This window comes from Paenibacillus sp. CFBP 13594 (assembly GCF_014842675.1).
GTDB classification, from domain to species: domain Bacteria; phylum Bacillota; class Bacilli; order Paenibacillales; family Paenibacillaceae; genus Paenibacillus; species Paenibacillus amylolyticus_B.
In genome coordinates this window covers 207,246-220,729 of the sequence record NZ_JACYVQ010000002.1, presented here as the reverse complement: position 1 = coordinate 220,729, position 13,484 = coordinate 207,246, and the positions used below count along the sequence as shown (strand labels likewise).

The window sequence follows — 13,484 nt, the reverse complement described above, 5'->3', positions numbered from 1 at the left end:
TGGCATGTGGAAAGTATTACTTGTAGAGGATGAGGTATTCGTACGAGAGTCGGTACGAGAGATTATTTCCTGGGAAGAGCTGGGCTTCACGGTCATCGGGGAATCCGGTAATGGGACCGAAGCGCTGGCGATGATTATACAGGATACACCGGATCTGGTACTGACCGATATTGTCATGCCAGGTATGGATGGCCTGGAATTACTCAAACAGACCCGTCAGGCCGGGTTAAAAACCAAATTTGTCATGCTCACCTGTATGGGGGAGTTCGAATATGTACGTCGTGCAATGGAATACGGGGCTTCCAATTATATTCTGAAACTGTCCATGAGTGTGAATTCACTGCGTGATACACTCCGTAAAGTAAGTGCAGAACTGGGTGCTTCGACTGAAGCCCGGACAGAGACAGATCATCATCAAGTGCCACCTTCCACACCGGTTCTCACATCAACGCCTGTTTCGCCTGATTCTCTTACGGTCTCTTCTGCGTCCTCGCCTGAAACGGATCTTCCATTTACACCTGTTCGTGAGCCGATTGTGAAGCACCCGGAGATTAGCAAAATAATTCAGTACATCGGACAGCATTACGACCAGGACATTACCGTCAAATCCATGTCACGATATGTGATGATGGGTGAGAATTATGTGAGTGCTCTGTTCAAAAAGAAAACCGGCCATACCCTGATTCATTACTTGCATGGGGTACGGATGGAGAAAGCGGCTGAATATTTGCGTGAGACGGACCTCCCTGTACAGGAGATTGGTTACCGGGTAGGGTTCGGAAGTGATAATTATTTCATTAAAATATTCAAGCGTTGGACCGGTTGCACGCCCAGCCAGTACCGCCATCGTTCGTGACTCACAGGATGAGTAGAAGGAATATGTGTACCGAGTGCTCAGGCAAGCACAAGTAAATCCGTATTTTTGTTCAATCCGAATCATGGATATGTATCTTATGAACCCAGCAAGGTCCCTGCTACGATGTAACGGAAGGTACACTTCAATTCAGGGAGGTCATGTGACCAGATGAGAATCAAAAAAGGATTAACGGGATTAATCGTAGGTGCGCTGATGCTGGGCTTGCTTGCCGGCTGTGTAGGTAAAAATGAGACGAACGGTGGAGTTAACGGAGGTGGAGCGGCAGGGGGAAAAGTGAAGCTCACCATGTGGGGCGCGGTGCCGCCCGAGAATGGTCCACAGGAAGTGGTGGATACCTGGAATGCGGAGCATCCTGATATTCAGGTGGAATATGTTCGGTTTGTGAATGATGATGATGGCAACCTGAAGCTGGATACAGCGCTGTCCACCGGGCAGAACGTTGATCTGTATGTCAACTATACCCTCACAAATCTGGATAAACGCATCAAGGGTGGGACAGCACTGGATCTGGGCGAGTTCACCGATTATAACATTGATGAGAAAATGGGTGAAGATGCGGCTTCCTGGAAAGTGGACGGCAAATATTACGGGATGCCAACCAAGAAAAACGCTGCCTTCTTCGCTTTAAATATGAAAGCGCTTGATCAAGCGGGACTGAGCGTACCAACAGCCTGGACTTGGGATGAAGCCCGTGAATATGCACTCAAACTGAAGACAGCTGGCTTCAAGTACGGATTGGTGCAGCATACCGCTTCCTATGTAGACCCGCTCGATTCCGTTCTGGTGAAGAACGGTTATGTTAAGGCAGACGGCACTTCCAACCTAGATGATCCGCTCGTCACTAAATGGCTGGAGACGTTGAACGGAATGATGAAGGAGGATGCAACCACTCCTCCGCTCGGAGAGCAGCTGACTTCCAAAATGCCGGTGGAGAACATGTTCCTTGGCGGTGAGTCTGCCATGATTAATATCGGCGAATGGCTGATCCGCACATCGAACAACATGACCGAGTTCCCGCGGGATTGGAAAATTGCCTTTGCCCCTGTACCGAGACTGGCTGCACAAGAAGCAGATATGGTGAAGAGTGGAGGACTTGGTGACTTTATTGCGATTAATTCCAAGTCAAAAAATAAAGAAGCCGCATGGGAGTTCCTGAAATGGTACGCCGATGGGGGAATGATGCCGATGGCTGCGGGTGGACGTCTGCCTTCATCGAATGCCGTTGATCAGCAGACTGCCATTGATCATTTGCTTGGCGATTATGCCGATTCTTATGATAAAGAGTCACTGGAATTTGTGTTGTACGGTGACGAGACACCTACGTTTGTCCGCAGCATTGCGCAGGAAGTGGTTGATCTGCGTGCACAGGAGTATGAAAAGTTCTTCCTCGGTAACCAGACTGCCGAAGTTACGGTACAGAACATGGTCAAACGCCATAATGACTGGCTGAAGCAGAATCAATAGAATGCAAAAGTAATAAGTCCAAAGACCGTCCCTAATGGGGCGGTTTTTTGTATATAAGTAATAGAACAATTCCATGTTGTTTTCCTCCGAAAGTCACTGCCGAAATACATAGTTCTGTGATATCAGGTACAGGGTTATGTTCCTTAAATGTTAGAGGACATCTTGTTATGCTTAATTCCAGAACAGATGTTAAGGAGTGGGGGAGCATATGCATAAATCCTGGATGAAACGACAGAGCAGGCTCGGGTATTTGTTTATTGGGCCCAATATGATTGGCGTGCTGTTGTTTTTTATTATACCGGCTATCTATTCATTCTATCTCATGTTCACCGATTACAAATTCATGAGCCCTGAGACACATTTTGTGGGGCTGGACAATATCCGCCGAATGTTCAATGATGATCTGTTTGGGGTGGCGCTGCGAAATACATTTGTATTTCTGTTAGCGGTTCCAGTATCGATGGGGTTGGCATTTATCGTGGCTGTAGCATTGAACAAGTCGGTGTACTGGCAAAAAACACTGCGCGCCCTCTATTTCATGCCCTATATCACTAGCGGCGTTGCGATCGCCTTTGTCTGGATGCTGCTGTTCCAGCCAACGTCGGGACCGATCAACGGTTTTTTGCGGGGGATCGGTATTACAAACCCACCTGGCTGGTTATCGACAACTGAATGGTCCATGTATGCGATTGATATCATCTGGATTTGGTTCATGCTGGGGTACAACATGATTATTTATTTAGCAGCTCTGCAGGAGATCCCGGAGGAATTAGTTGAGGCTGCTAAGATTGATGGAGCCCGCCCTTGGCAGACCATTCGTCAAGTGATCTGGCCGCTTGTGAGCCCAACGACCTTTTTGCTGCTGATTACAGGACTGATTATGACGATCAAAAACTTTGGCATTATTCAGGCGATTACTCAGGGTGGGCCGGGAAACAGTACAACCGTCCTGTCGCTGTTTATCTACCAGAATGCCTTCCGCTACTACGAGATGGGATATGCTGCTGCCATTAGCTGGGCGCTCTTTGCCATCATCATGGTCTTCACAGTATTGCAGTGGCTCGGACAGAAACGTTGGGTTCACTATTAAGGAGGGAAGGGATCGTTATGGAGAAACCAATTGCCACGAACGCGAAGCCCACAGCTCCGCATGCACCTAAAGGTAAAGTCCGCATGGAGTCCTTGACCCAGATTCGGAGAATCATACTGACACTTCTGATGTCCGGGTTTGCTTTGCTGATGATTATGCCGTTTATCTGGATGATTAGCACGTCGTTCAAATCTCCTGCGGACGTATTCACCTATCCCATCCAATGGATACCCTCCAGCATGAACTGGGAGCATCACATTAAGGTCTGGAGCGGAGCGGATACCTTTGCCACCTATTATCTGAACTCGTTGAAAATATCACTAATTAGCACGATCGGAGCTGTGTTTCTCTCGGCGTTTGCAGCTTATGGCTTCGCAAGGATTCAATTCAAAGGACGGGAGACACTGTTCCTCATCTATCTCTCGATGATGATGGTGCCTCCGCAGGTGCTCTTTGTGCCCAAGTTCCTCATGTTCGAATGGGTCGGCATCTATAATACGCATTGGGCCTTGATTCTGCCCGGAATGTTCACGATCTTTGGGGTGTTTATGCTGCGGCAATTCTTCCTGTCGGTGCCATCAGAGATTTCGGAAGCGGCGTTCATCGACGGTGCCGGTCACCTGCGCATATTTTTCAGGCTGATTCTGCCCTTGGCGAAGCCAGCGCTGGCTACACTTGCGATCATTGATTTCTCCTGGCACTGGAATGACTATGAGAATGCGCTTGTGTTCCTCATCGACAAAGACCTGTATACCGTGCCGCTTGGTCTGCAGAACTTTATTCTGGAGAACAACGTGGATTACAACGGCATGATGGCCGCTGCCACGGCAGGCATTATTCCGATGATCATCGTTTTTCTGGTGGGGCAGCATTATATTATCCAGGGCGTGGCCGGAAGTGCCGTGAAGGGCTGAAGCTGCTGTCACTGCAATCCATCAAATACCCCTTTTGCTGAACGAAGAAATCTTCGCGGCAGAAGGGTTTTCTGTTGAAAGGGAGAATAACGATCTTTCCGCAATACAATAGTTCAAACTTCGTATATAATATAAAATCATATGATGCTGTATGACTACATAACTATCGCGAGGTGCACTAGACTTATGCCAACCATCTACGACTTTACCGTAACCAGAACCAGTGGAGAGCGTTTCCCACTCTATCAATATGAAGGAAAACCTGTGCTCATCGTAAACACGGCAAGTAAATGTAAATATACGCACCAGTTTGATGACATGCAGAAGCTGTATGACCAGTACAAGGATCAAGGACTTCAGATTATTGGTTTCCCATGCAACCAGTTTGCAGAGCAAGAGCCTGGAAGCAGTTCGGAAGCAGAATCCTTCTGCCAGATTAACTATGGTGTGAAATTTCCGATGTTCTCCAAATTGGACGTGAATGGAGAAGGGGCGCACCCTCTCTACGACTTTTTGAAAAAATCAGGGCCTTTTGCTGGCTTTGATGAAACCGATATACAGGCCAAACTATTGAAATTGATGGTGTCCGATAAAGCACCAGAATGGTTACATGGAGATGCAATCAAATGGAATTTCACGAAATTCCTGATTGATGCAGAGGGTCGTGTGGTCAGACGCTTCGAACCTATCGATTCCATCGATGAGATTCAAGAGAGTATTAAACAGCTTCTATAATTTCACTTTGATATCTCATACAGGGGTATGACACGAATCGTTTCCCTCTTCCGAACAGGAGGTGCATGAATGTGCCGAGCATGATGCAATTTAGTGCTTCACTGGAGTATAGTTACCGATCCACCAGCACGTTTAACCCAGGCAAGTCAGATGGATTCCATTCACATCCACATTATGAGATTTATTATTTTCATGACGGAGAATGTACCTATATCATAGGAGATCGGGTATATAACCTGGAGCCGGGTGATCTGGTGTTAATGCATGGCTTGACCCTTCACCGACCACATCCGAAGCCAGGCAGTGCTTACGAGCGAAGCACACTGCATTTTGATCCGTCTGCCATTCGCAGCAGCCTGCATCCGGACCGTATGGTTGAGGTCCTGAGACCATTTGAAGAACTCAGAAACTGTCGGGTCAATCTGAAGGGAGATAACCGCTCTGAATTTGAAGCTCTATTGCATGATCTTCATCGTCTGTCTCAAAGTCAGAGCAATTTCAGGCAAGAGCGAATGAATGTCAGACTGTGTGATCTGTTGTATTTTGTAGCAGAGATCTGCCAAGGTGATGTCCAGGAACAACTTCCCTCATCGGAGAGGGAGCGGCATGTCCAAAACATTATTCGTTATGTGGATACGCATTATATGAAGGACATTGGTCTGGATGATCTGGCACTGGAATTACATCTATCCAAACCGTATCTGGCAGGCATGTTTAAGGAAATGACAGGTTTGACAATATTCAAATACCTGTATGACCGTCGCATCAATCAGGCGAAGCTTTTGTTTCAGTTCCAGCCTGAGATCACCGTGACAGAAGCAAGTCGATTGTCCGGTTTCAAGCGCCTTTCGCATTTTAGTCGGATGTTCAAACAAAGTGTGGGATGTTCGCCTGATCTTTACCGTACCCAATTGCATCGCCAATCATAGAAGTCGTCTTTGAGCTGACCAGCTTGTCTGGTTGGCTTTTTTTGTTGATTTTCGTTTGAGGAATGCATCCCACTGTGTTTAGAGGACACGCAGAACAGGTAAAGAAAGGTAATGAACCCAGAGGAGGCGAATATGAATGAAACAGCGCACACCGGATCAGAATAACAGTGATACCCAACAGGAACAATCCCGTGACAATCCTGAACAATATAAGACAGAGCACGAAAGTCTGCTTGACCGACATGAAGAAGAACAGACTGTAGATCCAATTCCGATGGAAGATCTGAATATGGAAGCTCAGGAAGAGAAGAATAAAGATCAGACAAAAAGCAACTCGTCTACGGAAGAGAAATACCGGGCGGATTATCGCAAAAAGACGGGCGAAGGATAATTCCAATTGTTGTTTTGGGCAAACTTGTTGAAATATTTTCGGTGAATGTATATTTAGTGAAAATAAATTAGTTTGTTGACTAATGTAGGTTACTATATTATAGTTACTATGTTGGCAGTTGAAAAAAATTTGGGAGGCGAATAAGAATGACAACTTTTTTTGATGCGTTGAAAAACAGAAGATCTTATTATGGAATCAGCAAGGAATCTACAATTTCGGATGCTAAAATCCAGGAAATCGTAGAAGAAGCGGTGAAATATACACCAACTTCCTTTAACTCACAAACATCCCGTGCCGTTGTATTGCTCGGTGAACAACATGATAAATTGTGGAATCACACAGAAGAAATTTTGCGTGAAGTGGTAGGCAATGAAGAAGCCTTCAAATCCACAGCAGAAAAAATGACTGGATTCCGCAGCGGATATGGTACGGTTCTCTTCTTCGAAGATAACAATGCGATCGCACAGCTTCAACAAAATTTTGCAGCTTATGCAGATAACTTCCCAATCTGGGCTAACCAATCCAACGGTATGTTGCAACTGGTAATCTGGACTGCTCTGGAACAAGAAGGTCTGGGTGCATCTTTGCAGCACTACAACCCGTTGATTGACGAGAAAGTGAAGCAAGAATGGAACATTCCTGAGAACTGGAGATTGATCGCTCAAATGCCATTTGGTAAACCAACGGCAGCACCGGGTGAGAAAGAATTCCAACCAATTGAAGAGCGCGTAAAAGTACACAAGTAAGCTTCGCATTCCCAACATTTAACCACATACGGCCTCGCTTCAATTTGATACGATGATAGTTGATCGTAATCCAATGAAGCGAGGCTTTTTAATGTGAATAATAGATTAAAAGACATAACGAACCAACGGATATGGAAAATGGCTTTATGCGGGTTATTAACCCTTGGATCGGTAGCTGGATACGGCTCTACTGTTCAGGCTGCAACCGTGCAGCAACAGTTTCAGGATACACGCACCAGTTATGCGAAGGATGCCATTACACATCTGGTGAACAAAGGCATTGCTGCCGGTACGTCAGAGACTACGTTTGAACCGAAGAAAGCTGTTACTCGTGTAGAATTTGCGACGTTTGCGGTGAGATTACTAGGTTTGAAGCCCGTTAAAAATAATATAAATCCCTATCAGGATATAAGCATGAATGCTTGGTATTACGGCAACGTTGCTGCCATGACGAATCTTTTTATTTTGGAGGGTAAGGGTCAGGGAACGTTCCAGCCTAATGCCTCCATTACGCGCGAAGAAGCGGCTGCCCTTCTTGTTCGAATGTTGAAACAACAACCCGTAGAGACCTCGCTCTTATCTTCAACGTATTTTGACGCAGCGGATATCTCGGACTGGGCACGTCCATATGTTCAGACGGTATATCAACTTGGACTAATGCGGGGAAGTGGAGGCGTGTTCCGACCACATGACCAGGTAACGCGAGAAGAAGCAGCCGTAATGCTCGATGCCATTTTACAAAAGAAAACATGGTCTGAGCAGTTACAACGTGGGGATGAACTTGGCGTTCAGTTGGGCTGGCAATATAACTCCACTACAGCTGAATTCAAGAAACAAGTGGAACAGTCTGAAGTGAATACACTCGTCCCACGCTGGTTTTTCCTGAACAGCAGTATGAAAGTAACGGATCACGCGGACCCGGCATTGATCTCCTGGGCATCCGCCACCGACAGGCAGCTATGGCCATTGCTCGGTAATCGTTCGGATTCGGCACTTACGCATCAGATGTTATCCAGCTCAGCCAACCGAGCGGCAGTGATCTCACAGGTAGCCGCTTATGTCAAAACCTATAAACTGGACGGCATTAATGTGGACTTCGAGAATGTTGATCCGGCGGATCGTGAAGGTCTGACGGCATTTGTCACCTCTTTGACGGCTACGTTGCACGCACTGGGTGCAGTTGTTTCTGTGGATGTATCGCCAGACCTGGGTACTGATTGGACGGATGCATTTGATTATGCCAAACTGGGCGCTGTATCGGATTATATGGTGCTGATGGGATACGAGGAACACTGGAACGGTGATCCGAAAGCAGGGTCAGTGGCGTCTCTTCCATGGGTGGAAAAGGCTTTGGACACCATGCTCTCCGAGGTGGTACGTGCCAAAACAATTTTGGCCCTTCCATTGTATACACGGGACTGGTCTTCAGTGAATCCGGCAGCTAGTTCTTGGGACATTACACTTTCAGATCAGGGAATGCGTGCGCATGCTACGGGATCTGTAAGACGATGGGATGCAAGTCTGGTTCAATATATTATCGGGTACAACAGTAATGGTAAGCCAAGATATATATGGGCAGAGGATAGTCGTTCGTTATCAGCCAAAGTGTTAATGAGTGAGCAACGGCAAATCGCTGGACTGGCTTACTGGTATATGGGCGGCGAAACTGCCGATGTATGGAACGCCATTTCAAATGCTTCGCGATTTGAATCGTATAACTTCTAAGCAATCATGAATCTTATAGACCCAAACTCATCGTGATTCCGGCGGATGGTTTGGGTCTGTTTGTTTTGGTATAAGATAAGCAATATGAGGAATCGTTTAAGCTTGGCTGAACGGTTTAATGTATAGAAGGACAAACAATTTAATTAAATTAGATAAATGGAAGTTCAGGAGGAGAAGGAGCATGCGAGAGGTTGATTGCATAATTGTAGGTGGAGGGCTCGCAGGGCTTCAGGCAGCCATTCAGCTTGGACGTTATTCAGCTCATCAGGTGTTGGTAATCGACGCGGGAGAAGGCAGATCGACGTTGTGCCGGACTTATCATAATATCCTCGGTTTCCCCGATGGGGTATCCGGTGAAGAGTTTAGAGAACGAGGCAGGATGCAGGCAGAGCGGACCGGTGTATCTTTTGAGAAAGACCGTATTGTTAAAGCAGAACGTCATGGAGAGAAGATCCAATTGTTCGGTACTTCAGGAACTGAATATAGGAGCAAAACCGTGTTATTGGCAACGGGGCTCACGGATAGAGTTCCGGACATTCCGGGACTAACCCCTACGCTGGGTCGAACAGTGTATGTCTGCCCTGATTGCGATGGTTATGAGATTCAGGATCAACGTACGGTACTATTGGGATCTGGCGAACCAGGTGCCAATATGGCGATGATATTAATTCAGCGTACGAATGATCTGTTATATATCAATCATGAGCAGGCTCCCATATCTGCAGAGCTGCATCGCAGCATGAAAGAGGCGGGAGTTCGTTATCTGGAAGCGGCTGTCCAGGAAGTACAACAGATTGAGGATGGCCATATCACCGGTGTTCTGACCGAGGATGGACAGATCTTTGAGTCGGAGCGTGGATTTATCGCATTTGGAGGCAATCGTGTACACTATGAACTGGCGGAGCAGCTGGGAGCTGTAATCGCAGATAATAAACATGTGGAAGCTGATCCGCGCAGCTTGCAGGCAGCGACGAATGTGTGGATTGCCGGGGATCTGGGCCTGCACGCAGAACAAGCAACCGTTGCGATGGGTGAAGGTTCCATTGCCGCGATCTGGATTCATAAGGCGTTACAGCAGATGACAAAGGATTCACGTTGAACCTCACCTTCAAATATGAGGTTGATTATTTAATTGTTCATTACCAAAAAGTCCTCCCAAGCCATATATGTGGCAGGAGGACTTTTTGAGCTATCTTTTGCTAGGGAGAAAAGGAGTACGCTTATTTGTCTGATGAATCCGTTGACTTGGAAGATGACGTCTTGTCCTTCGAGTCATGGGAGAAGTCTTTGCGAATGTTGTCCACGATATCGCCAACCACGCCTTCAATCATATCGGTTGGTCCGGGATTATTTTTGTCTGGATGGATAACGGTATTCACTCCTGGTTCAAGTTCATCATTTTTCTTCTCATGTTTGGTTTTATCACGCATGGGATATCCCTCCTGGTTCAATATTGTATAAGGTGTTCATTAACATATCCAAACACCGTTACGTATATGTAAACGATTAACCGCTGTAGTTCTTTTGAAACGTGTACTTGCTCATATATAGAAGATATATACAGAATTGAACGTACTGATTAAACTTCTGCAATACGTTTATATTATAGATAACCAATGAGTATTAAGTTTAAAGCTTAATAACAATAAACAAACTATTATACAGGAGGTTATTCAAATGAATGAAGAAAATCATGTAATCCATAAAGATGGTCAGGTTTCAACGGACAAGGTGGACAATGCAATCGAAAAGATTGCACCGGAAGAGAGAGAACAGATTTTACAAAACTTTGATGCATTCAAAGAATACTTGGGTAAACGAATTGCGATGGGCGAGTCTATCGGATTAAGTGAAGAACAGATGGCTAAAATTGCCCAGAAAGTAGCTGACCATCTGGCTGCGAACGAAGAGCCTCGTAACCGTGAAGAAAAACTGCTTCAGGAGCTGTGGAATGTCGGCAAGGAAGATGAACGTCACATGCTGGCTCATATGCTCGTTCGTTTGGCACAAGACTCCACAACCAATCATTAAAATTAACATGTATGCATAAGCATAATATTCATGAACAAACATAAGAATCTTATGCTAGTCAATAACCTCTGAATGGCGATGCCTTCAGGGGTTATTGCCGTTTACGGAGACTACAGACACGAGTGATGACGCACATTGTAACTATTTTTAATCTGGCTGATACTTTTATAATCCCTGTTCCAAGTATGATAGGAAAAGAAAGAACGTTGGAATCGATAGTTCACATGAGCGTTTGAGAAGCAAGACTTCCGGTTAAGGAATAGTAACGTTCATATTAAGGAGAGATGTTACCTATGAAGAACGCGACAAAACAATGGAAACTAGGAATGATCGGTGCAGTTGTTGCTTTACTTGGTATGATTGTGCTGACTACATATTTACTTACCCCTGCGAATGCTCAAGGTAGTACGGATGCTCAACAACCTTCTGCGAAAGAAGCTCAAGTTGCAAACTCCGAGATGTTTACAGCCTATGTTGAAGGTATGCATATAGTAGACGGCAAATTGTTTATGACAGTGGACAAGATTGGCTGGTATCAGGGTGAAGAAGCCGATGCTATTTTTGCACAGCGCAATCCGGAAGCAGGTATAGACGGTGCTCCAGATGGTTACTATATTGTCAACGATAGTAAAGAGCAGGAACAAGTTGAGGTTAGTGCCAATGCTGAAGTATTGATGCAGTTGTATGATCGGGATGGTACGATGCAGGGCGCAGACATTCAGTGGAATGAACCTGTGACATTATCCAAGTTCGAATCGTTATATGAGAATACCCGTATTCTTGATCTGTCCGTATTCCCGTATCATCTGACGGTGCAGGACGGAAAAGTTACTAAAATTGTGCAACAATACATCCCATAAAATAAGATGAAATTCATCATTCAAGCATTCCTCCTGTTCATTGGAACGGTGAGGGATGCTTTTTGGTTATGACAAATTCATGAAAGCGATTGTAATTAATGGTAGGTACATGTATCATTATTGGAATGGCGTTTTTACATAGTTCAGGAGGAGCCTCATGCTTAAAGACATGATTGCATTAACTAAGCCCGGACTTCTAAGGTTAAATGTGTTTGCGGTGGCGGTAGGATTCTGGGTAGCTTCAAAATGGGATATCAACTGGTTATCTCTGCTCATGGTCGTGATTGGATCAACTTTGGTTATTGCTTCAGCTTGTGTTATCAACAATTATTGGGATCGTGAATTGGACCAAAAGATGGAGCGCACCAAAAAAAGGATGGATTACATTAACCATCTGAAGCCAGGGTTTGTACTTGGCTATGGCATTATCCTTGGTGTTGTGGGACTAGCAGTACTGTATCTCCTGGTGAATCCGTTATCAGGCTGGATGGCACTGCTTGGATGGTTCGCTTACATCGTGATTTACACGATGTGGTTGAAACGCAGTTCAACGTGGAGCACGTCGCTCGGTGGAATTGCAGGAGCGATGCCGCCTGTCATCGGTTATACGTCTGTAACCAATGAGATTGATGCAGGTGCCTGGTTGCTGTTTGCACTATTATTCTTGTGGCAACCACCACACTTCTGGTCATTGGGTATTCGCCGGGTAGAGGAGTATCGTGCTGCGGGCTTCCCGTTATTGCCAGTGGTTAAAGGGGTGAAACGCACCAAGTTTCAGATGATTCCTTATGTTTTTCTGCTGCTTCCTGCTGTATTTCTGTTGTATTATTACGACTACGTAGGTCTGGTATTTCTGATTGTATCTCTGGTCGGTGGACTGATCTGGTTTGTGCATACACTTAGCGGACTGAAGACACAGGATGATGAGAAGTGGGCAAAAGTGAACTTTCTGATCTCGGTGAACTATCTCATGCTCGTATTTATTGTCATGGTAGCGAATACGGTATGGTCTTAATTAGACGATGAACAGATCATTTTCAGAGAGATTTCAGCTTAAGCGAGTTGGCTGCATCGAATGAAAAAGCACACTAGGGAATAGCGTTTGGACAACCTTGAGTTGTTACAACATATTCTCCGGTGTGCTTTTTTGGTATAATCAAACAATTAAATAATATATGTGGGAATTATAATGCAAGATGGGAAGTGACAGCATGAGTAATTTGGAACAGGCCGTACAATGGAGACAAGGAGGTAAGGTGCAGGAAGCGATTGAACTACTGCAAGAGATTACAGTCCAGGAACCCGAGAATGCGAATGTCTGGTATCAGCTGGCTTGGGCGCATGATTCGCTTGGGTTAGAGCGAGAAGCTGTTCCGCATTATGAGAAGGCACTGAGTCTTGGACTTTCTGATGAGGACAGGGCAGGTGCAATACTTGGACTAGGCAGTACATATCGAACGCTTGGACAGTATGAGCAGGCAAAGGCTTGGTTTGAAACGGGCATGAAAGAATTCCCGGCGTACCGGGAATTTGAGGTTTTCTATGCCATGGTGCTCTATAATCTGGGTGAACATGCAGAAGCGATGCAAAGACTGCTCGTACAACTCGCGGACACATCGAGTGATAAGAGAATAAACGACTATAACCGAGCAATCCGTTACTACGCAGATCAGCTGGATCGGGTGTGGGAATAGATCGAATACACAGAAAAGGGAGATGGAT

At 45.6% G+C, this 13,484-nt stretch carries 15 protein-coding genes; 14 read left to right on the top strand and 1 reads right to left on the bottom strand.

From position 1 onward, the window contains the following. Positions 1-4 precede the first annotated feature (4 nt). The 10 genes from IFU39_RS08335 (at position 5) to IFU39_RS08290 (ending at position 9,970) form a co-directional block, all read left to right on the top strand. Entirely contained in the window at positions 5-856 is an 852-nt protein-coding gene (locus IFU39_RS08335) for a response regulator transcription factor (protein WP_192132169.1), read from the top strand. Between the two features lie 168 nt (positions 857-1,024). Beyond that, the gene (locus tag IFU39_RS08330; protein WP_192132167.1) at positions 1,025-2,341 is read left to right on the top strand and encodes an ABC transporter substrate-binding protein; all 1,317 of its coding nucleotides are present in this window, start codon (positions 1,025-1,027) and stop codon (positions 2,339-2,341) included. Positions 2,342-2,549: 208 nt separating this feature from the next. Further along, complete coding sequence (locus IFU39_RS08325) at positions 2,550-3,431, top strand: carbohydrate ABC transporter permease (RefSeq protein WP_192132165.1); 882 nt, start codon at positions 2,550-2,552, stop codon at positions 3,429-3,431. A 17-nt stretch (positions 3,432-3,448) separates the two neighbouring features. Next, positions 3,449-4,345 carry a carbohydrate ABC transporter permease gene (locus IFU39_RS08320; protein WP_244660929.1) on the top strand — a complete coding sequence of 299 codons (897 nt, stop codon included), beginning with the start codon at positions 3,449-3,451 and terminating at the stop codon, positions 4,343-4,345. Positions 4,346-4,531: 186 nt separating this feature from the next. Continuing rightward, a complete protein-coding gene (locus IFU39_RS08315) occupies positions 4,532-5,080 on the top strand; it encodes a glutathione peroxidase (RefSeq protein ID WP_091017021.1) in 549 nt (182 codons plus the stop codon). Positions 5,081-5,160: 80 nt separating this feature from the next. Further along, positions 5,161-6,009: an AraC family transcriptional regulator gene (locus tag IFU39_RS08310; protein WP_244660942.1), complete on the top strand. Its 849-nt coding sequence runs from the start codon at positions 5,161-5,163 to the stop codon at positions 6,007-6,009. Positions 6,010-6,145: 136 nt separating this feature from the next. Beyond that, a complete protein-coding gene (locus IFU39_RS08305; RefSeq protein WP_091017016.1) occupies positions 6,146-6,400 on the top strand; it encodes a hypothetical protein in 255 nt (84 codons plus the stop codon). 146 nt (positions 6,401-6,546) lie between these two features. Further along, positions 6,547-7,146: a nitroreductase family protein gene (locus IFU39_RS08300; RefSeq protein ID WP_036670536.1), complete on the top strand. Its 600-nt coding sequence runs from the start codon at positions 6,547-6,549 to the stop codon at positions 7,144-7,146. Positions 7,147-7,239: 93 nt separating this feature from the next. Next, complete coding sequence (locus IFU39_RS08295) at positions 7,240-8,871, top strand: S-layer homology domain-containing protein (RefSeq protein WP_342345648.1); 1,632 nt, start codon at positions 7,240-7,242, stop codon at positions 8,869-8,871. Between the two features lie 181 nt (positions 8,872-9,052). Then, a complete protein-coding gene (locus IFU39_RS08290; RefSeq protein WP_192132161.1) occupies positions 9,053-9,970 on the top strand; it encodes an NAD(P)/FAD-dependent oxidoreductase in 918 nt (305 codons plus the stop codon). 121 nt (positions 9,971-10,091) lie between these two features. On the opposite strand, the gene IFU39_RS08285 is transcribed toward IFU39_RS08290, so the two are convergent. Further along, positions 10,092-10,301: a hypothetical protein gene (locus tag IFU39_RS08285; RefSeq protein ID WP_091017011.1), complete on the bottom strand. Its 210-nt coding sequence runs from the start codon at positions 10,299-10,301 to the stop codon at positions 10,092-10,094. Between the two features lie 247 nt (positions 10,302-10,548). Here IFU39_RS08285 and IFU39_RS08280 point away from each other — a divergent pair, with 247 nt between their 5' ends. The 4 genes from IFU39_RS08280 to IFU39_RS08265 all read left to right on the top strand — a co-directional run bounded on the left by IFU39_RS08280 (position 10,549) and on the right by IFU39_RS08265 (position 13,456). Beyond that, positions 10,549-10,902 carry a DUF3243 domain-containing protein gene (locus tag IFU39_RS08280; protein WP_091017009.1) on the top strand — a complete coding sequence of 118 codons (354 nt, stop codon included), beginning with the start codon at positions 10,549-10,551 and terminating at the stop codon, positions 10,900-10,902. 293 nt (positions 10,903-11,195) lie between these two features. Further along, positions 11,196-11,762, top strand: a complete 567-nt coding sequence (locus IFU39_RS08275) for a hypothetical protein (protein ID WP_192132159.1) — start codon at positions 11,196-11,198, stop codon at positions 11,760-11,762. A gap of 157 nt (positions 11,763-11,919) precedes the next feature. Beyond that, entirely contained in the window at positions 11,920-12,777 is an 858-nt protein-coding gene (cyoE, locus tag IFU39_RS08270) for a heme o synthase (RefSeq protein ID WP_047842615.1), read from the top strand. Positions 12,778-12,973: 196 nt separating this feature from the next. Continuing rightward, complete coding sequence (locus tag IFU39_RS08265) at positions 12,974-13,456, top strand: tetratricopeptide repeat protein (RefSeq protein ID WP_105598317.1); 483 nt, start codon at positions 12,974-12,976, stop codon at positions 13,454-13,456. Positions 13,457-13,484: the final 28 nt, after the last annotated feature.